Origin of the sequence: Sphingomonas sp. Y38-1Y, assembly GCF_032391395.1 — a bacterium.
Lineage (GTDB): Bacteria > Pseudomonadota > Alphaproteobacteria > Sphingomonadales > Sphingomonadaceae > Sphingomonas.
Genome location: NZ_CP135916.1, coordinates 848,341 through 870,441, shown reverse-complemented (window position 1 = coordinate 870,441; position 22,101 = coordinate 848,341). Strand labels below are relative to the sequence as shown.

Here is a 22,101-nt window from a genome sequence, read left to right as displayed (position 1 = left end):
CCGGGGTCCCGCTTCTTCGTCGATCTTAGGAGATCACCACCGTCACGGCGCGGCGGTTCTGCTGATAGGCGCCCTCGTCCGAACCCGTCGCGACCGGGCGCTCCTTGCCATAGCTGATCGTCGTGATCCGCCCGGCGTCGATGCCGCGCGCGACGAGGTAGTTCTTCGCCGAATTGGCGCGGCGATCGCCGAGCGCGAGGTTGTACTCGCGCGTGCCGCGCTCGTCGCAATGGCCCTCGATCGTGACGCGAACCTGGCCGTACTGCGTCAGCCACTGTGCCTGGGTGTCGAGGATCGCGCGCGCCTCGGGGTCGATGTCATAGCTGTCGAGGCTGAAATTGACCGTGTCCGATCGCACCGAGCGGCGGAAATCCTCGGCCGAGCCCGGCAGCACGCCGTTGCCGACCTGGCCGCCGGTCTCGCCCGTGCCGGTCGCAGGCGCGGTCTCGCCCGGTGCCGGCGGCAGCACCTCGGGGCGCTTCTTGGCGCAGCCGGCGACGGCGATCAGCGCGACGCTCATCATCAGCGCGGCGGTACGGTTGGCCATGTCGGTCTCCTCCTCGGAAAATGTGTCCGTCGCTCGTTGCCCATGCGACGAACCGTTGAAAGCTCTTGTCGTTCGGATCGTCGCGCCTTTGCAACGATCCGTCAAATCAGGGCCTTACGGGTCCCCAGCTTGGGTCGGAACCATCGAGCGGGGTGGCGATGCGCCGCTCGTTGACGCCGGTGAGGTCGACCGACCAGACCTGCGCCCGGCCCGAGCCCTGCGCTGAGCGCAGGAAGGTCAGCACGCGGCCATTCGGCGCCCAGCTCGGCCCCTCGTCGCCCCATGCGTCGGTGAGCAGCTTCTCGCCGCCGCCATCGGCGTTCATCACGCCGATCTTGAACCCGCCGGAGATGCGCGTGAACGCGATCAGGTCGCCGCGCGGGCTCCAGACCGGCGTGCCATAGCGACCGCCACCGAAGCTGATCCGCCGCTGGTTCGATCCGTCGGCGTTCATGACATAGAGCTGCTGCGACCCGCCGCGATCGCTTTCGAAGACGATCCGGCTGCCGTCCGGCGAATAGCTGCCGCCGGTGTCGATCCCTGGCGAATTGGTCAGCCGCTGCGGACTGCCGCCGCTCGCCGCCACGCGATAGAGGTCGGTGTTGCCGTTCTGCGCCATCGAGAAGAGGATGTAGCGCCCATCGGGCGAGAAGCGCGGCGCGAAGGTCAGGCTGACGCCCTGCACCACCTTGCGCTGCCGCGCGGTGCCGAGGTCGTAGACATAGATCGCCGGCTGGTCGCCGACATAGCTCATATAGACGATCGACTGCTGGTTGGGCGCGAAGCGCGGCGTCAGCACGATCGACTGGCCGTTGGTCAGGAAGCGGTGGTTGGCACCGTCCTGATCCATGATCGCCAGCCGCTTGATGCGCTTGTTCTTCGGCCCCGTCTCGCTGACATAGACGATGCGGCTGTCGAAATAGGGCCCTTCGCCGGTCAGCCGGGTATAGACCGTGTCGGCACATTTGTGCGCCGCGCGCCGCCAGTCGGCAGGCGTGACGACGAAGCCCTGACGCGCGAGCTCGACCTTCGAGAACACGTCGTAGAGATAGCAGCCGACCGTCAGCGTGCCGTCGCCATTCGACCGCACGAAGCCCTGCACCAGCGCCTGCGCGCCCGTCCCGCCCCAATAGTCATAGGCGGGCGCGGTCACTTCGGGAAAGACGACCGAGCGGAGCTGGCCGGGCTGGAGCGGCGTGAACAGGCCGGAATTCTTGAGGTCGGCGGTGACGATCTCCGCCATCTGGCGGCCAAGGTCGTCGGTCGATCCGGCCGGCGTCGACTGGACCGCGGGCGTCGGCATGTACGGGATCGCGATCGGCATCGGCGCCGAGATGCCGCCGGTCACGTCGACCTCGAGCGGCGGCGCGTCCTGCCCGCCCGCGGGCGCTGCGACCTGTGGCACCTGGATGGGCGCGGGCGGCGGCGCTTCCTGCGCGGCGAGCGGTCCGAGCGCCAGGCACCCCGACAACGCGATCGTCATCCGCAGTTTCAGCATCGAACGCTCCTCTCGGCGGCTCAACGGAGCTGCCAGTTATAGTTGATATTGCTCCAGCCGCCATTGGCGGTCTGGTAGAATTCGGCCGGCAGCGTGAGCGGCGTGCACGCCCGGAACGCCGCGACGCCGAGGTCGACGACACGCTGGGCATAGCGCTCGTTCTCGCCCGAAATGCCCGTCTGGCGCACCATCTTCGGATTGCCGGCGAGCGTACCGTCGCGGTTGAGGCGCAGGTTGAGCACCGTCACGATGTTGTTCGCCCCCGGCCCGGGATTGACCTGCTTGTCGGCGCAGGGCTGGATCTGGCGGCGGATCGCGTCACGGATGCCGGCCAGCGCGCGCGCGTCGATCTTGGCGGCGCCCGGCGGATTGGGCGCCTTGCTCTCGCTCGGCGTGTCGCTCAGCCCTTTCAGGAAGTCGTCGCCCAGCCGCGATCCGCGCGGGCGGCTCGCCTTGGACGCGGTATCGCTGCCGCTGCCCTTCGCCGCAGCGGCCTTGGGCTGAGCCTTGGGCGCCGGCACCGCCTTGGGCGCGGGCTTGGCCGCTGCCTTGGGCGCCGGCTTGGGCTCGGCCTTAGGCTTGGCGACTTCCTTGGGCGCGGGGGCGGGCTTTTTCGGCTGCGGCGGCGCCTTGGGGGCGGGCTTGGGCGCCGGGCGCGGTTCGGGCGCGGGTTGCGGCGGTGCGGGTTCGGGCTCCGGCTGCGGCTCGGGTTCGGGCGCCGCTTCGGGCTCGGGCGGCGCGGCGTCCTCGGGCGGGCCCTGCTCCGGCGCGATCGAAGTCGCGGGCGGCTCAATCGAGGCGGGTGCCTGTGCCTCCAGCCCCACTTCGTCGACCAGGCTGACGTCGATCGGGACGGGTTTCAGCTCGGTCGGATTGGGCGTCGCCAGGAAGCCGACCGACAACAGGCCGAACAACACGACATGGGCGACCGCGGCGACACCAAGTCCGATGCGTTCGGCGCGATCCATCGGCGTCCGCTCAGCGCTCGCTCGAGCCGAGCGTCACCAGCGACACACGGTTCAGCCCGGCGCGGTTGAGCTCGCCCATCACCCCCATGAACTTGCCGTAATTGGTGGTGCGGTCGGCGCGCACGACGATCGCCGGCGGCTCGCCCGTTGCATTGGCGGTGGCGATCTCGGCGAGCGCGTCGGGGAGCTGCGCCTCGGTCAGTTCGCGGTCGTTGACGAAGATCTTGCCCGCATCGTCGATCGCGACCTGGACGGGCTCCTGCTCCTGGTCGAGCGCCTTGGCGCGGCTCTCGGGCAGGTTGACGGGCACGCCCGCGGTGAGCAGCGGCGCGGTGACCATGAAGATGATGAGCAGCACCAGCATGACGTCGACCAGCGGCGTCACGTTGATCTCCGCCATCGGCGCACGCCGCCCGCGTCCCCGGCGAGAGGGAAGGTTGGCGCCCATCAGGCGAGCTCGAGCTGGCGGCTGAGCGTCGCGTGGAAGCCGTCCGCAAAGCGGTTGAGCCGCGCCTCGATCCGGTCAATCGCGTGGGCAAAGCGATTATAAGCGATGACCGCGGGGATGGCGGCGAACAGGCCGATCGCGGTCGCGAACAGCGCCTCCGCAATGCCCGGCGCGACGACGGCCAGCGACGAGTTCTGCTCGGCGGCGATGCTGGTGAAGCTGCGCATGATGCCCCAGACGGTGCCGAACAGCCCGACGAACGGCGCGACCGAGCCGATCGTGGCGAGGATGTTGAGGCGATCGCTCATCCGGTCGATCTCCCCCGCCACCGCCGCGCCCATCGCCGTCGCCAGCCGCTCGCGCGTGCCGTCGCGATCGATCGTCTTGCCCGCGGTCGAGCGGCGCCACTCCGCCACGCCCGCCGCGAACACGCGCGCGATCGGCAGCTCGCTCTCGGCATGCTTGCGGTGGAAAGCATCGACATCGTCGGCGCGTCGATAATCGGCCTCGAACGCCTCGATCGCCTTCTTCGTGCGGCCGACCTTGACGCGAAAGCCGATGATGATCGCCCAGGTCCAGATGCTGGCGAGCAGGAGGCCGAGCATCACGCCCTTCACGACGAAGTCGGCCTGGAGGAACAGGGCGATCGGCGACAGCGTGGCGGCGTCGGTGCTGACGAAGGCGGCTTCCATGCGGGCTCAGTTCCCTTGGGGCAAAAGACGGGCAAAGATGTCGAGCCACTGGGGCGGCTGGCGGCGCGGGCGACCCGAGGGGGTGACGAACACCGCCTCGACGCTGGCCTCGACCAACATGGCCGTTCCCATCATGACTCGTTGCTGAATGGTCGCCGCCGCCGGCCGCACCTGGGTCAGGTGGCTGACGATGGTGAGATCGTCGTCCAGCCGCGCCGGCGCCAGGAAGCGCAGCGACACGTCGCGGACGGCATAGACGCCCTCCCCGCCCTCGAACGCCGAACGCTGGTCGATCCCGGCGGCGCGCAGCATGTCGGAGCGCGCACGCTCCATGTAGCGGAGGTAGTTGGCATGATAGACGACGCCCGACAGGTCGGTGTCCTCGAAATACACTCGCACCGGAAACCGGTGCTCGGCGCCCTCGAAAAAGCCGATGGAGGAGACGGTTGACGTCATGCCGGCCCGCTCTATCGGCGCGGGCGCGAGGGGTCAAAGCGTTAGGTCGCAGTCAGTCGAACAATCCGTCCTGGCTGCCGCGGGGCGGTTCGATGCCCAGGTGCTTCCAGCCGGCGGCGTTGAGGCAGCGGCCGCGGGCGGTGCGGGCGATCATGCCGATCTGGATCAGATAGGGCTCGATCACCTCCTCGACCGTGTCGCGCGGTTCGCTGAGGCCGGCGGCCAGCGTCTCCACCCCGACCGGCCCGCCGCGATAGATGTCGGCGATCATCGTCAGGTAACGGCGATCCATCGCGTCGAGGCCGAGCGCGTCGACCTCCAGCCGGTTGAGCGCGCGGTCGGCGACGTCGGCGTCGACCACCGGCGCCCCCGCCACGTCGGCGAAGTCGCGCACGCGGCGCAGCAGGCGTCCGGCGATGCGCGGCGTGCCCCGCGACCGCCGCGCGACCTCTGCCGCGCCGTCGTCGCCGATCGCCAGGCCGAGCAGCCCCGCCGCGCGCGTCACCACCCGCGTCAGCTCCTCGACGGTATAGAATTGCAGCCGCACCGGAATGCCAAAGCGATCGCGTAGCGGCGTCGTCAACAAGCCCTGCCGCGTCGTCGCCCCCACCAGGGTGAACCGCGGCAGATCGATGCGGACGCTCCGCGCCGACGGCCCCTCCCCGATCATCAGGTCGAGCGCGCGGTCCTCCATCGCCGGGTACAGCACTTCCTCGACCGCGGGAGCGAGGCGGTGGATCTCGTCGATGAAGAGGACGTCGCCATCCTCCAGGTTGGTGAGCAATGCGGCGAGATCGCCCGACCGCGCGATGACTGGGCCGCTGGTCGCGCGAAAGCCCGTTCCCAGCTCGCGCGCGATGATCTGCGCCAGCGTCGTCTTGCCGAGGCCCGGCGGACCGAAGAACAGGACATGGTCCAGCGCCTCGCCGCGGGCCTTTGCCGCCTCGATAAACACGCGCAGGTTACCGCGCGCGGCGGCCTGGCCGACGAAGTCGTCGAGCCGCTTGGGGCGCAGCGCCGCATCGACGTCTTCGGGGCGGCGGGCGGCGGCAATCAGGCGATCGGCATCGGTCACGGCCGCATCCTTAACCGCGGCTGCGGCGGAACGAAAGCAGGACGCGCGGGGCTGCGTTGGCGGTCGCACCGACAATCGCTAGACGGGGCCCATGTTGCTGCTCGCCCTCGCGCTCCAGACCGCCACTGCCGCCGCACCCGCCGGCGAGGAACTCACCATCGTCGCCAAGCTCGAGATCGACGTGGCCGGGCGCATCGCCAACTGCACCATCGTCGAGAGCGAGGCGCCGCAGAACGTCAACGAAGCGACGTGCCGCACGCTCGCCACCAAGGGCCGCGTCAAGCCGAAGCTGGAGGACGGCAAGCCCGTTGCCTCGACCCGCGAGGTGCGGATCCGCTGGCGCAAGGACGCGCCGGCAGAGGCGGAGAAGAAGTAAGGGCCGCCGTTCGTCCTCCTCCGTTGCTAAGTCCGCACGCTCGTCGCGGCGAACGCCTGTCGGGTCGACTCGTACAGCGGCTTTGCCCGCGCCTGCGCATCATAAGGACACGGCCGCACCGGCAGCCCGTCGGCGCGCGGCTGAAAGCTCTGCAGCCAGCTATATTTGTCGTTCATGCCCCAGGCGAGCACGTCCTTGAGCTGGGGGTAGCTGAAGAGGAGGTCCAGCCACGCCTTGCCATAGACGGCAACGTCGGCGTCGCGCTGCTCGACCGTGCCGGTGCGGTTCTGATCGCTGACGTCGAACTCGGTGATGATGAGCTTGTAGCCCAGCCCCGTCACCTGATCGAGCCAGGTGCGCATCGCCGGGATCTGCGCATCGGCGATCGATTGCGCGGTGCCCGCCGAATAGAAGCCGATGTGCGACTGGATGCCGAGCGTGTCGACGGGCACGTTCCGATCGCGAAAACCGCGCAGCAGGTCGAGCACACCGTTGCGATGCACGGTCGAGCCCCAGTCCATATAATCGTTATAGACGAGCTCGGTCCCCGGCAGCTCCTCGCGCGCGGTCCGGAACGCCAGGTCCATGATGTCGGCAGTCCCGCCCACCGCATCACCCAGGATATTACGACGGATCGCGCCCGTGCGCGGCTCGATCGCCTCGTTGACGACATCCCAGCTCTTGATCCGCGTGCCGAAATGGCGGGCGACGTTCTGGACGTGGCTGCGCGTGATCCGCTCGGCGGTGGCGCGCGGGTTGGTACCCATGTCGTAGGTGCGGAGCCAGGCGGGCAGCCGGTCCTCGAGATACCAGAGCATGACATGGCCGCGCATCTGCATGCCCTTGCTCTCGGCATAGGTCAGCATCGCGTCGGCACGGGTCCAGTCATAGACGTTCTCGGCGCTCGACTGATATTCCCACTTCATCTCGTTCTCGGGGACGAGCAATTGGCAGTCGCGCTCGAGCAACGCGGCATAGGCAGGGTTGTTGAACGATCCCGCATCGGCGCCCGGCGCGGCATAGGCGAAGGTGCTGCCGAACCGCATTCCTCGTGCCGCCGCTGCGGCGGCAAGCGTGCCTGTCGGGCTGGGGGTCGGCGATGGCGTGGGCGTGGGCGTGGGTGTCGGCGTCGGCGTGGGACTTGGCGTCGGCGTTCCGCCGCCACCGCCACTGCTCCCGCCGCTGCACGCGCTCAGCCCGAGCGCACCCGCCATCGCCAGCGTCTGGCGCCGCGAATAGTTCGTCATGATCTCTCCCGTCGTCGCACGGCTGTTCGACGCCCCGCCGCCGGATGTGCCTCCGGTCGTGGGCGCGATGCTAACGAGGGTTAGGCGGCGAGCAATCCCAAAGACTTGCGGGATCGATGAATACGTAACCAGTCACTTGGCCGCGCGCTTCAACGCCTCTCGCACCAGCGTATCGAAGGGGGCGGCGGGGCCGATCGCGTCCTCCGCCGCCTTGACCGCGGCGGCGGCATCGGCGGGGCGGAAGCCCAGGTTGAGGAGCGCCGAGACCGCGTCCTGCGCCTGCCCGCCCAGCGTGCCGATCGGGCCGGTGCCGCCCATCGCGATCGTACCCTTGTCCTTCAACTCGCGGACGATGCGCTCGGCAAGCTTGGGCCCAACGCCGTTGGCGCGGCCGACCATCGCCTTGTCGCCGCGCGCGATCGCGGTGGAGAGTTCATCGGGCGACAGCACGGAGAGGATCGCCAGCGCCACGCGCGCGCCCACGCCCTGCACCGCGGTCAGATGGCCGAACCAGTCGCGCTCCTCCGGCGTCGCAAAGCCGACCAAGCGGATGAAGTCCTCCGCCACCAGCATCTCGGTATGGAGGACCGCGGTCGATCCGATCGGCCCCAACGACGAGAGCGTCTTGGTCGAGGCGCCGACGCGGTACCCCACCCCGCCGACGTCGATCACCGCATGGTCGATCCCGGCGGCGGCGAGCACGCCCTTCAGATGCGCGATCATGCCCCGGTCAGTCGAGGCTCTTGCCGACCTGCTCCAGCATGTCTTTCGACAGGCCGGGCGTCGTCATGATCCGCTGGAGCTCGCCGCGCATCAGCCGTGCCCGCGCCTCGTCGAAGCGGCGCCAGCGACCGAGCGGCGGGATGAGCTTGGCCGCGGTCTGCGGGTTGAGCTTGTCGAGCGCGATCAGCTGGTCGGCGACGAAGCGATAGCCCGCCCCGTCGGCGGCGTTGAACGCGCGCTGGTTGACGCTGAACGCGCCGACCAGCGAGCGGGCGCGGTTGGGGTTGGCGAGCGTGAAGTCGCGGTGCTGCGACAGCTCGACCACGCGTGCCAGCGTATCGGGCCGCGACGACAGCGCCTGGGTCGAGAACCACTTGTCGAGCACGAGCGCGTTGCCGGCATAGCGATGGTAGAAGATGTCGAGCGCCGCCTCCCGTGCCTCGTCGCTCCCCGAATTGACGAGCGTCGTCAGCGCGCCTTGGCGGTCGGACATGTTGTCCGCGCCCTCGAACTGGCGGAAGGCGAGATCGCTCGCGTCACCCGCGCCCGACGCGGCGATGTAGCCGAGCGAGACGGTGCGCAGCCGGCGGCGTCCCTTGGCGGCGGGCGTGTATTCGAAGCGATTATCGCGCGCGCCTTCATAAGCAGTGCGCCACTGGTCGGACAGTGTCTGGCCGAGTTCGCGGCGCAGCGCCTCGCGGCTCTGGTAGATCGCCTCGGGATCGACGACGGCGAGCTGGTCGCCGATGAAGCTGTCGGAGGGGAGCAGCACCGCTTCGGCAACGAAGGCGGGGTCGAGGCGCGGGTCGGCGAGCGTGTTGCGCACCGCCTCGATCACCGGGCCGTGATCGGCACGCCCGTGGCGGACCGCGGCGACCAACGTGTCGAGCATCAGCTGCTGCATCGCCTCGTAGCGGGCGAAGGGATCGTCGTCATGCGCCGACAGGAAGGCGAGCTCGGCCGGGCCGCGATCGCTCTCGACGATGACCGGGGCAGAAAAGCCGCGGTTGATCGACAGCACCGGCTTCTCGGTCACCGTCTCGAACGCGACCTCCGCCTGTTCGTCGCGCAGCAGCACGAGCTGCTCGGTGCTGAGCGCGTTCGCCGTGTCGGCACCGAACAGCTTGACCCGGAGCGGCAGCACCATCGGCGCCTTGGTCGGCTGGCCCGGCGTCGGCGGGACCGCCTGACGCAGGTGGAGAACGGCGCGGCCGCTGCCCGGCTGATGCTCCAGCCGTGCCGAGACGCGCGGCGTGCCCGCCTGCGAGTACCAGAGGCGGAATTGGGAAAGGTCGACCCCACCCGCTTCCTCCATCGCGCAGGCGAAATCCTCGACCGTGGCGGCGGTGCCGTCGTGGCGATCGAAATACAGGTCGCTGCCCGCGCGAAACTTCTCCGCGCCCAGCATCGTCGCCATCATGCGGATGACCTCGGCGCCCTTGTTGTAGATCGTCGCGGTGTAGAAGTTCGAGATTTCGAGATATTCGTCGGGGCGAACCGAATGCGCGAGCGGCCCGGCATCCTCCGGGAATTGCGCGGCGCGGAGCGACCGGACATCCTCGATCCGCTTGACCGCGGCCGATCCCTGGTCGGCGGAAAAGCACTGGTCGCGATAGACGGTGAAGCCCTCCTTCAAGGAAAGCTGGAACCAGTCGCGGCAGGTGACGCGATTGCCCGACCAGTTGTGGAAATATTCGTGAGCGACGACCGCGGCGACCGCGTCGTAATCGTAATCGGTCGCGGTATCGGGATCGGCGAGGATGTAGCGGCTGTTGAAGATGTTCAGCCCCTTGTTCTCCATCGCGCCGAAATTGAAGTCGTCGACCGCGACGATGTTGAACACGTCGAGGTCGTATTCGCGGCCATAGACGTCCTCGTCCCAGCGCATCGACGTCTTGAGCGCGGCGAGCGCATGGTCGGTCTTGGCCAGATCGGGCGAGCGCACCCAGATGCCGAGCTGGACCTCGCGGCCCGAGCGGGTGACGAAGGTGTCGCGATTGGCGACCAGATCGCCGGCGACCAGTGCGAACAGATAGCAGGGCTTGGGGAAGGGATCGTCCCACTCGGCCCAGTGCCGCCCGCCCTCCGCATTGCCCGCGCCCACCGGATCGCCGTTGGCCAGCAGCACCGGAAAACGCGCCTTGTCGGCGGTCATTCGCACCGAATAGCGGCTGAGCACGTCGGGGCGATCGGGGAAGAAGGTGATGCGGCGGAAACCCTCCGCCTCGCACTGCGTGCAGAGCAGACCACCCGAGGCATAGAGGCCCATCAGCTGGGTATTGCGCTCGGGATGGATCACCACCTCGGTCTCGACGCGGTGGCTGGCGCCGGTCAGCCGGACGGCGATACCGCGATCGGTCGGCACCCAGTCGGCGGGCGCGCCGTCGACGGTGATCGACACCGGCTCGATCCCGTCGCCGTCGAGGTGGAGCGGCGCGTCATGCTCGCCATTGCGCGTGACCTCCAGCACCGCGCGCACGCGCGTCGCCGCCGGGTCGAGGTCGAAGTCGAGCGCGATCGTCGGCACCAGCCATTCGGGCGGCCGATAGTCGGCACGGCGCACGGTCTTGGGCACGGCGGGAGCGTTGAGGGCGTCGAGCATCCGATCGAGTTAGGCCCTTGGCGAGGGCACCACAATCCGCCGTTCTACTTTATTCGAAACAGCCGGAGCGGCGATCCCTTGGGCAGCGGCATGGGCTCGAGGAAGGCAGGCACGTCGCCGCGCACGAGCTGTGCGTAGAAGCCGTTTCTGGACCGCGCGCGATAGACCGTCGTCTCGGCCATGTTGGGGCAGATCAAGAGCAAGGTCGCGCCATGCCGCTTGGCGATCGCGTGGAAATTGGCTGCCGATCCCTGGAACGCGTGATGGACGTCCAGGATCGCGTCGCCATTGCGATGATAGGGCCCGGCGATCGCCGAATGGTGCGTCAGCGTGATGAGGCGCGGCCCCAGGTCGACGTGCGTGAACACCGTCTGCGCGGGCAGGCGGTCGAGCGGGCGCATCGCGGGGATCGTCGCACATCGCTGATTGGCGCGGGCGACGGTGCGCTGGACGGCGTTGGGGCGATCGATCGGCAGCCAGCGGATCATCAGTCCCGCGAACAAGCCCGATACGATCAGGAACGCCGCCACGGTGCCGACGACCCGCACCGGCATCAGCCGGTGGCGGAGCAGCCACGGGAACAGCGCCCAGCCGAGCGCCGTCGCCCCCGGCACCGCCAGCAGCTGCGCCGCCGGCCCCACCCGCACCTGCCAGAGCAGCAGCGCACAGGCGAGCGCGGTGAACAGCGCGACGGGCACCCAACCCGCCAGCCGCGCCGCGTCGGACCGCGCGCGCCAGGTGGCGAAGACCGCGCCGACCAGCCCGACGACCGGCAGCGCCGCGATCGGGAAGGCGGTGCGCAGCGGATGCTTGTAGATCGGCCGCGCCTCCCGGACATTCTCCAGCCAGGTGCGCGCCAGCTCCTCCGACACGCCCTCCGGCCGCGACAGGCATTGCGGGAACAGCGACGCGAACCCCGCCGCCAGCACGCCGCCCGCGACCAGCGCCAGCACCAGCCGCACGCCGCGATGCGCAGGGTTCGCCCAGGCCAGGCCCAGCAGCAGCGCGCCGCCCGCGACGGTCGCCGACAGCCAGATCGGCGTCAGCGCATCGCACCGCATCGCGTAATTGGCGTTTGAGGCGAACAGCACGAATCCAATCGCGCTCCCGCCCGCCAGCGCCGCCCCGTAAGCGGCAAGCCGCGGCGCCTCCGCCCGATCCCATACCCAGCGAAGCGCCAGGATGCCGCCCGCGCCCACGGCATAGGGCAGCATTTCCAGCCCGATCGTCAGCGAAAAGGCGCTCGCACCGCCGACGATCGCGCCGCCGCGCGCGGCCCTGGGATCGGCGAGCGCCGCCACCGTCACGGCAAGCGCGGCGAGCTGCCAGCCATGATGGTCGACGCGCGTCGGCATGAACATCAGCAGCGTCGCGGCACAGCCGAACAGGAAGACGAGCGCCAGCGGCCAGGCTCGCGGGCTGACAAGCCGCCGCGCCGCTACCGCGACCGAGACCATCACGATCGCGAACGGCAGCATCGGCGCGATCGCCACCGCCCATCGCTCTGCCCAGGCGGGGCTCAGGAACAGGCCGAAGAACAGGATCAGCCCCGCGATCGGCAGGTCGACGATGCGGCTCCAATGAATGTTGAACCCGCCCGGCGGGTTGAGGCGATACTGCTTCAGATCGTACCAACCCTGGCCATTGAGCCAGGCGCGGACCTGCATCAGCCGCATATTGTCGTCGGTATCGGACAAAGCGAGCCAGTAGATCCCGCCCCAGCGCTGCCACAGGAACCAGCCGACGAACACGCCCCAGGCGAGCAGCGTCCAGCGCAGCCAGTGGCGATCGAGCTGGCGGTCGAGGAAGTCGGGCTGCATCTCGGGCTTTTCTCGGGGCAATGGGGGCGATAGGGCGGATGGCGAACGGCCGATCGTGCGGCCCTACTCCAGACTTCGCAAAGGGCAAGTGCGTGGGATCGATGGCAAGCGGCATCGACAGGTTGCGGGAAGCGCCGATCGTCGGCCAGCTGATGCGCTTCCTCGTCGCGGGCGGCATCACGACCCTGCTCTACACCGCGGTCTATCTGCCGCTCGCGATGTGGGTGTTCGGTCGCGAACGCGCGGTGCTGGCGGTGCCGTTCGCCTTTGCCGTGGCGGTGACCGCGGGCTTCTGGCTCCACAGCAACTGGAGCTTCCGCGGGCACGGTTCGCGGTCGGAAGGGGCGGGACAGCGGGCCAAGTTCGTCGGCGTGCAGGGCGCGGGGCTGCTGATGCACGCGGCGATCACCTGGATCGTCACCGACCTGATGGGCATGCCCGCCTGGATGCCGCTGATCCCCGGCCTCATCCTGGTGCCGATCGTCACCTTCCTTCTCAACCGCCAATGGGTGTTTCGCTAAGCCATGGATCGCATCGTCTACGACCGCATGGCGGCGCACGACACGACGCACTGGTGGTACCGCGCGCGGCGCGAGATCCTCGCCGACTATCTGACGCGGGAAGCGGCGCTCCCCAAGGACGCGCGGATCCTCGAGATCGGCTGCGGCACCGGCCACAACCTGCCGATGCTGGCGGGGTTCGGCGACGTCGACGCGATCGAGATCGACGAGGCGGCACGCGTCTTCGCCAGCGAGCGACTGGGCAAGCCCGTCGGCACCGCGCCCCTCCCCTCGCTTACCGGGGTCGAGCGCGGGTCCTACGACCTCGTCGCGGTGCTCGACGTGGTCGAGCATGTCGAGGACGACGTCGCCGCGCTCCGGGGCATGGCCGCCGTGCTGAAGCCGGGCGGTGCGATCCTCGTCACCGTACCGGCGCATCCGTGGATGTGGTCGGCGCACGACACGGTGAACCACCATCACCGCCGCTATTCGAAGGGATCGCTGGACCAGGCGATCCGCGCCGCGGGGCTCCGGCACAATGGCCTGCGCTACTTCAACTCGCTGTTGTTCCCAGTGGCGGTCGCCGCGCGCTTGGCGGGCAAGCTCACCGGCAAGGACGACAGCGACGATTCGCCTCCCGCGGCGCCGGTGAACAAGGCGCTGGAGACGGTGTTCCGGCTGGAGCGGCACCTGGTTGGGCGGGTCCCCCTGCCGCCGGGGCTGTCGATCATCACGTTGGTGCGGAAGCCCTGACTATTCCTCCCCCGGAGGGGGAGGGGGACCGTTGCGAAGCAACGGTGGAGGGGTAGGCTGCGGCAATGCTGCACGGCCCGAAACGAACGCAACAGGTCGCGCGACGATTGCGCCGTGAAATGACTTTGCCCGAGGTGCTGCTGTGGCAAGCCTTGCGGGCAAGACCCGGCGGACTGCGTTTTCGCCGCCAACATCCAGCTGGACCTTTTGTCCTCGACTTCTTCTGCGCAGCGCATCGGCTTGCGGTCGAAGTCGACGGCGAGGCTCATGGTCGCGGTGATCGGCCGGTACGAGACGGTGCCAGAGATGCTTGGCTGTCAGCAAACGGCGTTCGTGTGCTGCGCATTCCAGCGAGAGACGTGTTGACCGATCTGGATGCCGTCGTGCGTCACATTGTCGAAAGCTTGCGCGGCAACCTACCCCTCCACCATGCTGCGCATGGTCCCCCTCCCCCTCCCGGGGGAGGACTGAGGAAGGCCTACCGCACCACTCGCGTCACGTGCCCCATCTTGCGGCCCGGCCGCGCTTCGCGCTTGCCGTAGAGGTGGAGGTGGGTGCCCGCTTCCCCCGCGAGCGTCGCCCAGTCCGCGGCATCGTCGCCGATCAGGTTGCGCATCTCGACGCGCTCGCCCGTCAGCCCCGTGGTGCCGATCGAGAGGCCCAGAATCGCCCGCACATGGTTCTCGAACTGCGAGGTCTCGGCACCCTCAATCGTCCAATGGCCCGAATTATGGACGCGCGGCGCCATCTCGTTGAACACCGGGCCGTCGGCGCCGCAGAAGAACTCCAGCGTCAGCACGCCGACATGGTCCAGCGCGTCGGCGACGCGGCCGGCGAGCGTCGCCGCCTCGGTCCACTGCGCCGCGACGTCGGCGGGTGCGGGGAGCGTCGAGGTGTCGAGGATGCCGTCCTTGTGGACGTTGAGCACGGGCGGATAGCCGGCGATCGTGCCGTCCGCCGCGCGCGTCAGCACGATCGAGAATTCATGCTCGAACGCGACGAACCCCTCCAGGATCGCCGGCCCGCCACCGATCGCTTCCCACGCGGCGTCGGCATCGGCAGGCGAGGCAAGCCGCGCCTGTCCCTTGCCGTCATACCCGAAGCGCGTGGTCTTCAGGATTGCGGGACAGCCGATCGCGGCGATCGCGGCGTCCAGGCTCGCGCGGTCCGGCACCTCGGCCCAGCGCGCCGCGCGCCCGCCCAGCTCCTCGACGAAGCGCTTCTCGGCGACGCGGTCCTGCGCGATCGCCAGCGACTTGGGCGAGGGGCGGACGGGGACCAGATCGCTCAGCCGCTCGATCGGCGCCGCCTCGACATTTTCGAACTCATAGGTGACGACATCGACCGCAGCGGCGAAGTGCGCCAGTGCCGCATCGTCGTCATACGCGCCCTGGGTAAAGGCGGGCGCAACGTCGTTCGCCGGCCCGGTCTCCGGCGCATAGATGTGGCAGCGATAGCCGAGCTGCGCGGCGGCGATCGCGATCATCCGCCCGAGCTGGCCCGAGCCGAGGATGCCGATCGTGGTTCCGGGGGACAGTGTCTCGATCATTGCGGGCTGTCGGGGACCTTGTCGGTCTGCGCCTGGCGCCAGGCGACCAGCCGGTCACGCAGCGCCTCGTCGGTGAGTGCCAGGATCGAGGCGGCCATCAGCGCCGCGTTCGCCGCCCCCGCCTCGCCGATCGCCAGCGTGCCCACCGGCACACCCGCGGGCATCTGGACGATCGAGAGAAGGCTATCGAGACCCGACAGCGACTTGGAGCGGACGGGCACGCCCAGCACCGGCAGGTGCGTCATCGCCGCGACCATGCCCGGCAGGTGCGCCGCGCCCCCTGCCCCGGCGACGATCACGCGGATGCCGCGTCCCTCCGCTTCGCGCGCATAGCTCACCAGCCGGTCGGGGGTGCGGTGCGCGGAGACGACGCGCGTCTCGTGCGGGACGGCCAGCGTGTCCAGCATCTCGGCGGCGCGCGCCATCGTGTCCCAGTCGGACGTGCTGCCCATGATGATGCCGACGAGCGGTTGGCTCATTCTATCTCGCCCCGAACGGGAAAGCCCGGTGCCCTAGCGGCGAGGATCGGAAAGGGCAACGTGGAACGTCCCGCCCACCCGTCACCCCGGAACAACTCCGGGATGACGAAGAACGAATTAGAACTCCTCGTCATCCTCCGGCGGCGGTCCTTCCTCGGGGCGGCGGCGGTCGGGTTCGAAGCGGTCGCGATCGATCTCGATCCCGCCGTCGCGGCCGACGCGCACGCCGATGCCGTCGAGCTCGCGCTGGACCGCGCCCGGCAGCCCCTCGACACCGTTGCCGATGACGTCGATCAGGTTGCCGACATCGTCGCCCGCGCCGTCGATCACGTCCTCGATCACCGGATCGGGCCGGCCCGCCGGCCCAGCCCCCGTCGCGCGCATCATGTAATCGCGCCAGATCCGCGCAGGCAGCCCGCCGCCCGACAGGCCGGCATTGGGCGTGTTGTCGTCGTTGCCGACCCACACGCCGGTGACGATGCCGTCGGCATAGCCGATGAACAGCGCGTCGCGATTGTCCTGCGTCGTCCCGGTCTTGCCGAACGCCTCGACCGACAGGTTGGCCGAACGCCCCGTCCCTTCGCGGATCGAGGCGGCGAGCAGCGTGCGAAGGCCGGCAAGCTGGTCGCCCGGAATGCGCCGCGTGTCGAGGCCGAGCTTCTCGAGCCAGCTTCCCTCCGGCGGCCGCGCCAACCCGCGCGGATGGACCGGCATCTCGCCCGCCGCCACCGCGGCATAGGCGGCGGTGAGTTCGAGCAGCGACACCGACGAGGTGCCGAGCGCGATCGATGCCTCGTTGGGGATCGGCGTCGAAATGCCGAGGTCGCGCGCCGCCTTGATGACCGCCTTCGGCCCGACCTGCTGCGTCAGCCGGGCGGACGCGACGTTGCTCGATCGGGCAAAGGCGCGCGCCAAGCTGATCTCGCCCAGATAGCGGCCGTCGTTGTTCTTCGGGCTCCAGCCGGCGATCGTCACCGGTGAATCGTCGACGGTATCGTCGGGACTCATCCCGCTGCGCAGCGCCGCGAGATAGACGAACAGCTTGAACGTCGATCCGGGCTGGCGCCGCGCCTGCGTCGCGCGGTTGAAGGGGCTGGCGGCGTAATCCTTGCCGCCGACCATCGCGACGACGCGGCCGTCGGGGCGCATCGACACGATCGCGACCTGCGCCTGGCGAAGGCCAGCCGAGTTGACCGCGCGGATGGCGGCGCGCTGGAGCCGGGTCTCCAGCGTCGTCTGCACGGTCTGGTCGGCACCGATCGCGCCGGCCTGATCGCGCGCCTGTGGCAGCACCCAGTCGGCGAAATAGGTGCCGGTCGGCAACCGCTTGGCCTTGGCGACCTTCAGCCGAGCGGGTTCGACCGCACGCGCCTCGCTCGCGGTCAGATAGCCCGCGTCCGCCATCGCTCCGACGACGATCGCCTGCCGATCGCGCGCGCCCTTCAGATTCTGCGTCGGCGCGAGCCGGCTCGGCGCCTTGACGAGGCCCGCCAGCATCGCCGCCTGCCCGGTGGTCAGCTCGTCGGCGTCGCGGCTGAAATAATGGCGTGCGGCGGCCTGGAGGCCATAGACGTTGTCGCCGAAATAGACGTTCGACAGGTAGCGCGACAGGATCTCGTCCTTGGTCAGCCACGCCTCCAGCCAGAAGGCGATCATCACCTCGCGCAGCTTGCGCGCGAGCGTGCGGTCGCTGCTGAGGAACGCGTTCTTGGCGAGCTGCTGCGTGATCGTGCTGCCGCCCTGCGAGCTCTTCGACGTGAAGACGTTGTTGACGAAGGCGCGCAGGATGCCGCGGGGATCGACCCCCAGGTGACTGCGGAACCGCCGATCCTCGATCGCGAGGAAGGCGCCGGTGACATGCGCGGGCAGCTTGGTTGCGTCGACCGCCTTGCCGATGACTGCGCCGTGGCGCGCGATCGGCTCGCCTTCGGCCGACAGCAACGTGATCGAGGGCGGCACCGGCGGCTCGAGCGACTTGGAGAGCGGCGCGGTGATCGCCAGCCAGGCGATGGCGATCACGAGCAGCACGATCAGCGCCGCCGCGCCTCGTGCCACCCAGCGCATCGGGCTCGGCCGCCAGCCGGGCGGCAGCGGCGGGGGCGTGCCGTCGCTGCCGGTCGGGTGCCCCTCGGCACGGGACGCGCCATAAGGCGCCGCGGGCTCGGGCGGGGCGGGCGGCTGGCCCCAGGCGTCGTAGCTGTCGATGCGCATCGGAATGACTGTATTAACGCGCCAACACACTGGGCGCAATCGCGCTTATCGCATGCGCGCCGCCCGATCCGCAATGACGGACCGGGCCGGACCCCTTGCCCGGCTTACGGGTTGATCGAAGCTGAAACGATCGAGAGCGAAGGCAGCACGACCCCGTGATACGTCACTTGTGGAATCTGGGCGGCGGCATCGCGGTGCTGCTGGGGGTGATCGGCGCCTTCCTGCCGATCATGCCGACCGTGCCGTTCCTGATCCTCGCCGCCTTCTGCTTCACGCGCGGCAGCCCGCGGTTCGAGGCGTGGCTGCTCGGGCACCCGACCTTTGGCCCGCCGGTGGTTGCGTGGCGCCAGCACGGCGCGATCCCGCGGCGCGGCAAATGGGCGGCGACGATCGGGCTGACGGGCAGCGCGATCCTGGGGCTCGCCTTCGCGCCCTGGCCCTATTGGCTGATCCCGATCCTGGTCGCGCTGGTCAGCGGCACCTGGATCTGGAGCCGGCCCGACGCTTAATCGCGCGCTCGCCGCCGGATCATGTCTGACGTCTCCCGGCTCCCGTCATGGCTCCAGCCGGGTTCGCGCAGCAGATACCCGAGCTTCGATCCCCAAGGCGCCCGCCACACGTCGCGCGCGATGCCGGCCCATTCGTGAACGGCGGCCCACAGCACGTTGAAGCTGCCGATATCGTGGACCAGGCCATAGCGGGGCCGCTCCTCCCGCTCGGGCTCGAAGGTGCCGAACAGCTTGTCCCAGACGATGAACACGCCGGCATAGTTGCGGTCGAGATAACGCGCGTTCGCAGCGTGGTGGACGCGGTGGTGGCTGGGCGTGTTCATTACCGCCTCGAACCACCGCGGCATCCGCCCCACCGCCTCCGTATGGATCCAGAACTGATAGACGAGGTTGAGCCCCGCCACGAAGAAGATCATCGCCGGCGGAAAGCCGATCAGGAATAGCGGCAGCCGAAACAGGAAGTTGAGGCTGAAGAACCCCGTCCAGGTCTGCCTGAGCGCGGTCGAAAGATTATAGTGCTGGCTCGAATGATGGACGACATGGCTCGCCCAGAATAGCCGCACCCGGTGCGCCGAGCGGTGGAAGGCGTAATAGGCTAAGTCGTCGAGCACGAAGGCGAGCACGAACCAATACCACGCCCAGCCAATGTCGAAGAGGCGGAAGCCGTGGACCCACATTGCCATCGCGAACACCGCGCCCGCCGACAAGAGCGCCGCGATCGTGCTCCCCAGCCCCAGCATCAGCGACGTCAGCGTGTCGCGCGGGCAATAGCGCGACGGATCGCGCCGCCGCGCCAGCAGCATCTCGCCGAGCACGAGCAGGACGAAGCCCGGAATGGCATAGGTCACGGGATCGGGCAGCGCCGGCGGCATGGCCCTATTTACACCCGTGTCAGCGTCGCCTCAATGCACGGTCGGTCGGTTCGCCAGCGCCTCGACCTCGCGCACCTGATCGTCGGTGACGCCGAACAGCGCGACGCGGCCGAACATCGCCTCCCCGCTGTCGATCGCGACGCCCTCGACCGCGGGCGACAGCGTGAGCGGCGCGACCATGCGCCGCACCGCCACGCGCGCGCCGTGCCGCTTGAGCAGCGCCAGCGTACCGTTGCCCGCCACCAGCGCGCCCTCGCCATTGCCGCCGACCAGCGCGTGGCGCGCGTGGAAGCCGACCAGATGCGCCTCCGCCAGCGCCATTGCCGTCTCGGGATCGGCGATGTTGCTCTCGCCCAGCCGCAGCCGCCGCGCGATCGCCGCCAGTGCGACGACCGCGGCGAGCGACCCGGCGAGCAGCGTCCAACTCATGCGCGGCTCGACAGCGCGTCGATCATCGGCCGGATGCCGCCCAGATTATAGCCCGCGCCCGCGCCCTTGCCGGTGATCTCGTCGGGCGACCCGCCCGCCTTCGCCGCCGCAAGCGCCCAGAGGTTGCAGGAGCGCGTGCCCGACCGACAATAGGCGAGCACCGGGCCGTTCGCCGCGTCCAGCGCTTCGGCCATCGCGTCGATCTGCGGATGGCTGAACCCGGCATGGGTGATCGGGATCGAGGTATAAGCGAGGCCAGCCGCCTCTGCCGCGTCGCGCATCGCCGCGTCGCTCGGCTGGCCGGGCTCCTCGTCGTCGGGGCGGTTGTTGACGATTGCGGTAAAGCCGAGCGCAGCGATGCCGGGGAGTTCCTCGGGGAAGATCTGGGGCGCGACGCTGATCTTGTCGTCGATGCGGCGGATGTCGGGCATGGGCATCTCCTTTTGCCGCCCGCATCTATGCGTGCGCAGCGATCACCTCAAGGAAGGCGGCGCCATAGTCGTCAAGCTTGCGCGCGCCGATCCCGGCGATGCGGCCCATTTCGTGGAGGCTGGCAGGCCGCGCCATCGCCATCTCGCGCAGCGTCGAATCATGGAAGATGACATAGGGGGGCAGGCCCGTTTCCTGCGCGATCTCGCGTCGGCGGGCACGCAGCGCCTCGAACAGTGGATGCCCGACCGGGTTGGCGGTGGCGCCGCTGCCGCCGCCGCGGCGGCGCCGCTCGCGCTTGGGGGGGACGATCAGGCGCAACTCCGCCTCGCCCTTCAGGATCGCGCGCGCGCCCGGGCCGAACTCGAGCCCCCCATGCGGGTTGGCGCGCACCGCATCGCGCAGCATCAGCGCGCGCCCGACCGGCTTGAGCAACGCCGCGTCCTCGCCCTCGACGATGCCCCAGACCGACAGGCGCTCATGGCCGCTGGTCAGGCTGCGCTCGGTCGATTTGCCGGTCAGCACCTGCTCGATATAGCCGGTGCCGAACATCTGCCCGGTGCGAAACACCGCCGACAGGTATTTCTGCGCGACGACGGTCGCGTCGACGGTGGCGGGCGGGGTCAGGCAATTGTCGCAATTGCCGCAATGCGCGGGCGGGTCCTCGCCGAAATAGCGCAGCAGCACCGCGCGGCGGCACTCGGCGGTCTCGACCAGCCCGGCGAGCGCGGCAAGGCGCGCGCGTTCGCCTGCCTGGCGATGCGGCTCGACCTCGGCGATGCGCTGGCGTGCGCGCGCGAGGTCGTCGGCGCCCCAGAACAAATGCGCGACCGCCGGGTCGCCGTCGCGCCCCGCGCGGCCGGTCTCCTGGTAATAGGCCTCGATCGACTTGGGCAGCCCGGCATGCGCGACGAAGCGGACGTCGGGCTTGTCGATCCCCATGCCGAACGCGACGGTGGCGGCGATCACCATGTCCTCGGATGCCACAAATGCCGCCTGGTTGGCGGCGCGGACCGCGGGGTCGAGCCCGGCATGATAGGCGCGCGTCGGCCGGCCGGAGGCGGCGAGTGCCTCGGCGAGCTTCTCGGTCCCGGCGCGCGTCTGGGCATAGACGATGCCCGGCCCGTCCGCCTCTGCGATCACGTCCATGATCTGGCGCGTCGTGTTGTCGCGCGGGGTGATGGTGTAGCGGATGTTCGGCCGGTCGAATCCGGCGACGATCAGGCCCTCTTGCGGAATGCCGAGCTGTTCAAGGATGTCGGCGCGGGTATGCGCGTCGGCGGTGGCGGTCAGCGCGAGGCGCGGCACGTCCGGGAACACGTCCAGGAGCGGACGGAGCAGGCGATAATCGGGGCGGAAGTCGTGCCCCCACTCGCTGACGCAATGCGCCTCGTCGATCGCGAACAGGCAGAGCCGCGCTTGCTGGAGCAGCTCGCGAAAATGCCCCTGCGAGGCGCGCTCCGGCGCCACATAAAGCAGGTCGAGCGCGCCCGCCCTGAACCGATCGATCGTCTCGGCGCGATTGGCGTCGGCGCTGGTCAGTGTCGCCGCGCGAATCCCCACCGCCTCGGCGGCGCGAAGCTGGTCGTGCATGAGCGCGATCAGCGGGCTGACGACGACGCACGTGCCGGGGAGCATCACGCTCGGCAACTGATAGGTCAGCGACTTCCCCGCCCCCGTCGGCATCACCGCCAGCGTCCGCTCGCCCGCGAGCACGCGGGAGACGACCTCGGCCTGAACACCGCGGAACTGGGTGAAGCCGAAGGTGGCATGAAGGACGTCGAGGGGATCGGCCATCGCGTGCCCTTAGCAAGGATTGGCGCGGGGGGAACGGGTGGCGCGGGTCAATACGCGCCGGCGAGGAAGCCAATGTCTTGGGAACAGACGCGACCGGTCGCTGCTCGTCCACTTGTCGGTA

The 22,101-nt window shown here is 69.4% G+C and carries 23 protein-coding genes; 5 read left to right on the top strand and 18 right to left on the bottom strand.

Annotated elements, in window-relative coordinates; genetic code table 11:
- Positions 1–25 precede the first annotated feature (25 nt).
- The 7 genes from pal to ruvB all read right to left on the bottom strand — a co-directional run bounded on the left by pal (position 26) and on the right by ruvB (position 5,684).
- A complete protein-coding gene (pal, locus tag RS883_RS03905) occupies positions 26–547 on the bottom strand; it encodes a peptidoglycan-associated lipoprotein Pal (RefSeq protein ID WP_315762872.1) in 522 nt (173 codons plus the stop codon).
- A gap of 106 nt (positions 548–653) precedes the next feature.
- Entirely contained in the window at positions 654–2,045 is a 1,392-nt protein-coding gene (tolB, locus tag RS883_RS03900) for a Tol-Pal system beta propeller repeat protein TolB (RefSeq protein WP_315762871.1), read from the bottom strand.
- A 20-nt stretch (positions 2,046–2,065) separates the two neighbouring features.
- Complete coding sequence (locus RS883_RS03895; protein ID WP_315762869.1) at positions 2,066–3,013, bottom strand: cell envelope biogenesis protein TolA; 948 nt, start codon at positions 3,011–3,013, stop codon at positions 2,066–2,068.
- Positions 3,014–3,023: 10 nt separating this feature from the next.
- Positions 3,024–3,461 (bottom strand): protein TolR, encoded by a 438-nt coding sequence (gene tolR, locus RS883_RS03890; RefSeq protein ID WP_315762867.1) that lies wholly within the window; start codon positions 3,459–3,461, stop codon positions 3,024–3,026.
- Complete coding sequence (gene tolQ, locus RS883_RS03885) at positions 3,461–4,153, bottom strand: protein TolQ (RefSeq protein WP_315762865.1); 693 nt, start codon at positions 4,151–4,153, stop codon at positions 3,461–3,463. The genes tolR and tolQ overlap by 1 nt, the downstream gene beginning before the upstream one ends.
- Before the next feature lie 6 nt (positions 4,154–4,159).
- Positions 4,160–4,609, bottom strand: a complete 450-nt coding sequence (gene ybgC, locus RS883_RS03880) for a tol-pal system-associated acyl-CoA thioesterase (protein ID WP_315762863.1) — start codon at positions 4,607–4,609, stop codon at positions 4,160–4,162.
- A 52-nt stretch (positions 4,610–4,661) separates the two neighbouring features.
- Complete coding sequence (gene ruvB / locus RS883_RS03875; protein ID WP_315762861.1) at positions 4,662–5,684, bottom strand: Holliday junction branch migration DNA helicase RuvB; 1,023 nt, start codon at positions 5,682–5,684, stop codon at positions 4,662–4,664.
- A 91-nt stretch (positions 5,685–5,775) separates the two neighbouring features.
- Between ruvB and RS883_RS03870 the strand changes: the two genes are divergently transcribed.
- Positions 5,776–6,060: an energy transducer TonB gene (locus RS883_RS03870; RefSeq protein ID WP_315762859.1), complete on the top strand. Its 285-nt coding sequence runs from the start codon at positions 5,776–5,778 to the stop codon at positions 6,058–6,060.
- 26 nt (positions 6,061–6,086) lie between these two features.
- Here RS883_RS03870 and RS883_RS03865 read toward each other — a convergent pair whose 3' ends face one another.
- The 4 genes from RS883_RS03865 to RS883_RS03850 form a co-directional block, all read right to left on the bottom strand.
- Positions 6,087–7,307: an endo-1,4-beta-xylanase gene (locus tag RS883_RS03865; protein WP_315762857.1), complete on the bottom strand. Its 1,221-nt coding sequence runs from the start codon at positions 7,305–7,307 to the stop codon at positions 6,087–6,089.
- Positions 7,308–7,439: 132 nt separating this feature from the next.
- Complete coding sequence (gene ruvA / locus RS883_RS03860) at positions 7,440–8,030, bottom strand: Holliday junction branch migration protein RuvA (RefSeq protein WP_315762855.1); 591 nt, start codon at positions 8,028–8,030, stop codon at positions 7,440–7,442.
- A 7-nt stretch (positions 8,031–8,037) separates the two neighbouring features.
- Positions 8,038–10,632: an aminopeptidase N gene (pepN, locus tag RS883_RS03855; protein WP_315762853.1), complete on the bottom strand. Its 2,595-nt coding sequence runs from the start codon at positions 10,630–10,632 to the stop codon at positions 8,038–8,040.
- A 44-nt stretch (positions 10,633–10,676) separates the two neighbouring features.
- On the bottom strand, positions 10,677–12,452 hold the full coding sequence (locus tag RS883_RS03850; RefSeq protein ID WP_315762851.1) for an AcrB/AcrD/AcrF family protein: 1,776 nt from the start codon (positions 12,450–12,452) through the stop codon (positions 10,677–10,679).
- 101 nt (positions 12,453–12,553) lie between these two features.
- Between RS883_RS03850 and RS883_RS03845 the strand changes: the two genes are divergently transcribed.
- The 3 genes from RS883_RS03845 (at position 12,554) to RS883_RS03835 (ending at position 14,247) form a co-directional block, all read left to right on the top strand.
- Positions 12,554–12,973, top strand: a complete 420-nt coding sequence (locus RS883_RS03845) for a GtrA family protein (protein WP_315762850.1) — start codon at positions 12,554–12,556, stop codon at positions 12,971–12,973.
- A gap of 3 nt (positions 12,974–12,976) precedes the next feature.
- Positions 12,977–13,705, top strand: a complete 729-nt coding sequence (locus RS883_RS03840; protein ID WP_315762848.1) for a class I SAM-dependent methyltransferase — start codon at positions 12,977–12,979, stop codon at positions 13,703–13,705.
- Between the two features lie 65 nt (positions 13,706–13,770).
- Positions 13,771–14,247, top strand: coding sequence for an endonuclease domain-containing protein (locus RS883_RS03835; RefSeq protein ID WP_315762846.1), 477 nt, complete (start codon positions 13,771–13,773; stop codon positions 14,245–14,247).
- On the opposite strand, the gene RS883_RS03830 is transcribed toward RS883_RS03835, so the two are convergent.
- From RS883_RS03830 to RS883_RS03820, 3 genes are all read right to left on the bottom strand, one after another.
- Positions 14,184–15,254 (bottom strand): 5-(carboxyamino)imidazole ribonucleotide synthase, encoded by a 1,071-nt coding sequence (locus RS883_RS03830; protein WP_315762844.1) that lies wholly within the window; start codon positions 15,252–15,254, stop codon positions 14,184–14,186. The two genes, RS883_RS03835 and RS883_RS03830, sit on opposite strands and share 64 nt — an antisense overlap.
- Positions 15,251–15,733, bottom strand: a complete 483-nt coding sequence (purE, locus tag RS883_RS03825; RefSeq protein ID WP_315762842.1) for a 5-(carboxyamino)imidazole ribonucleotide mutase — start codon at positions 15,731–15,733, stop codon at positions 15,251–15,253. The genes RS883_RS03830 and purE overlap by 4 nt, the downstream gene beginning before the upstream one ends.
- Before the next feature lie 117 nt (positions 15,734–15,850).
- Entirely contained in the window at positions 15,851–17,944 is a 2,094-nt protein-coding gene (locus RS883_RS03820) for a transglycosylase domain-containing protein (protein ID WP_315762840.1), read from the bottom strand.
- Positions 17,945–18,099: 155 nt separating this feature from the next.
- Here RS883_RS03820 and RS883_RS03815 point away from each other — a divergent pair, with 155 nt between their 5' ends.
- Positions 18,100–18,453 carry a YbaN family protein gene (locus tag RS883_RS03815; RefSeq protein ID WP_315762838.1) on the top strand — a complete coding sequence of 118 codons (354 nt, stop codon included), beginning with the start codon at positions 18,100–18,102 and terminating at the stop codon, positions 18,451–18,453.
- On the opposite strand, the gene RS883_RS03810 is transcribed toward RS883_RS03815, so the two are convergent.
- From RS883_RS03810 to recQ, 4 genes are read right to left on the bottom strand one after another with little or no spacing between them, the layout of a single operon-like run.
- Positions 18,450–19,325 (bottom strand): sterol desaturase family protein, encoded by an 876-nt coding sequence (locus RS883_RS03810; RefSeq protein ID WP_315762836.1) that lies wholly within the window; start codon positions 19,323–19,325, stop codon positions 18,450–18,452. The two genes, RS883_RS03815 and RS883_RS03810, sit on opposite strands and share 4 nt — an antisense overlap.
- A gap of 30 nt (positions 19,326–19,355) precedes the next feature.
- Positions 19,356–19,754, bottom strand: a complete 399-nt coding sequence (locus RS883_RS03805) for a hypothetical protein (protein WP_315762834.1) — start codon at positions 19,752–19,754, stop codon at positions 19,356–19,358.
- Positions 19,751–20,185: a TIGR01244 family sulfur transferase gene (locus RS883_RS03800; protein WP_315762831.1), complete on the bottom strand. Its 435-nt coding sequence runs from the start codon at positions 20,183–20,185 to the stop codon at positions 19,751–19,753. Before RS883_RS03800 ends, RS883_RS03805 begins: the two co-directional genes overlap by 4 nt.
- A 25-nt stretch (positions 20,186–20,210) precedes the next feature.
- Positions 20,211–21,980 carry a DNA helicase RecQ gene (recQ, locus tag RS883_RS03795; protein ID WP_315762829.1) on the bottom strand — a complete coding sequence of 590 codons (1,770 nt, stop codon included), beginning with the start codon at positions 21,978–21,980 and terminating at the stop codon, positions 20,211–20,213.
- Between the last annotated feature and the right edge of the window lie 121 nt (positions 21,981–22,101).

What these genes read in the sequence shown, in the direction of transcription:
- RS883_RS03845 (WP_315762850.1), top strand. Translation starts at nt 12,554, where the DNA reads ATGGCAAGCGGCATCGACAGGTTGCGGGAAGCGCCGATCGTCGGCCAG.
- RS883_RS03805 (WP_315762834.1), bottom strand. Translation starts at nt 19,754, where the DNA reads ATGAGTTGGACGCTGCTCGCCGGGTCGCTCGCCGCGGTCGTCGCACTG.
- pepN (WP_315762853.1), bottom strand. Translation starts at nt 10,632, where the DNA reads ATGCTCGACGCCCTCAACGCTCCCGCCGTGCCCAAGACCGTGCGCCGT.
- ybgC (WP_315762863.1), bottom strand. Translation starts at nt 4,609, where the DNA reads ATGACGTCAACCGTCTCCTCCATCGGCTTTTTCGAGGGCGCCGAGCAC.
- purE (WP_315762842.1), bottom strand. Translation starts at nt 15,733, where the DNA reads ATGAGCCAACCGCTCGTCGGCATCATCATGGGCAGCACGTCCGACTGG.
- RS883_RS03820 (WP_315762840.1), bottom strand. Translation starts at nt 17,944, where the DNA reads ATGCGCATCGACAGCTACGACGCCTGGGGCCAGCCGCCCGCCCCGCCC.
- RS883_RS03830 (WP_315762844.1), bottom strand. Translation starts at nt 15,254, where the DNA reads ATGATCGAGACACTGTCCCCCGGAACCACGATCGGCATCCTCGGCTCG.
- RS883_RS03810 (WP_315762836.1), bottom strand. Translation starts at nt 19,325, where the DNA reads ATGCCGCCGGCGCTGCCCGATCCCGTGACCTATGCCATTCCGGGCTTC.
- RS883_RS03840 (WP_315762848.1), top strand. Translation starts at nt 12,977, where the DNA reads ATGGATCGCATCGTCTACGACCGCATGGCGGCGCACGACACGACGCAC.
- pal (WP_315762872.1), bottom strand. Translation starts at nt 547, where the DNA reads ATGGCCAACCGTACCGCCGCGCTGATGATGAGCGTCGCGCTGATCGCC.
- RS883_RS03895 (WP_315762869.1), bottom strand. Translation starts at nt 3,013, where the DNA reads ATGGATCGCGCCGAACGCATCGGACTTGGTGTCGCCGCGGTCGCCCAT.
- recQ (WP_315762829.1), bottom strand. Translation starts at nt 21,980, where the DNA reads ATGGCCGATCCCCTCGACGTCCTTCATGCCACCTTCGGCTTCACCCAG.
- tolQ (WP_315762865.1), bottom strand. Translation starts at nt 4,153, where the DNA reads ATGGAAGCCGCCTTCGTCAGCACCGACGCCGCCACGCTGTCGCCGATC.
- RS883_RS03865 (WP_315762857.1), bottom strand. Translation starts at nt 7,307, where the DNA reads ATGACGAACTATTCGCGGCGCCAGACGCTGGCGATGGCGGGTGCGCTC.
- tolR (WP_315762867.1), bottom strand. Translation starts at nt 3,461, where the DNA reads ATGGGCGCCAACCTTCCCTCTCGCCGGGGACGCGGGCGGCGTGCGCCG.
- tolB (WP_315762871.1), bottom strand. Translation starts at nt 2,045, where the DNA reads ATGCTGAAACTGCGGATGACGATCGCGTTGTCGGGGTGCCTGGCGCTC.
- RS883_RS03835 (WP_315762846.1), top strand. Translation starts at nt 13,771, where the DNA reads ATGCTGCACGGCCCGAAACGAACGCAACAGGTCGCGCGACGATTGCGC.
- ruvA (WP_315762855.1), bottom strand. Translation starts at nt 8,030, where the DNA reads ATGATCGCGCATCTGAAGGGCGTGCTCGCCGCCGCCGGGATCGACCAT.
- RS883_RS03850 (WP_315762851.1), bottom strand. Translation starts at nt 12,452, where the DNA reads ATGCAGCCCGACTTCCTCGACCGCCAGCTCGATCGCCACTGGCTGCGC.
- RS883_RS03800 (WP_315762831.1), bottom strand. Translation starts at nt 20,185, where the DNA reads ATGCCCGACATCCGCCGCATCGACGACAAGATCAGCGTCGCGCCCCAG.
- RS883_RS03870 (WP_315762859.1), top strand. Translation starts at nt 5,776, where the DNA reads ATGTTGCTGCTCGCCCTCGCGCTCCAGACCGCCACTGCCGCCGCACCC.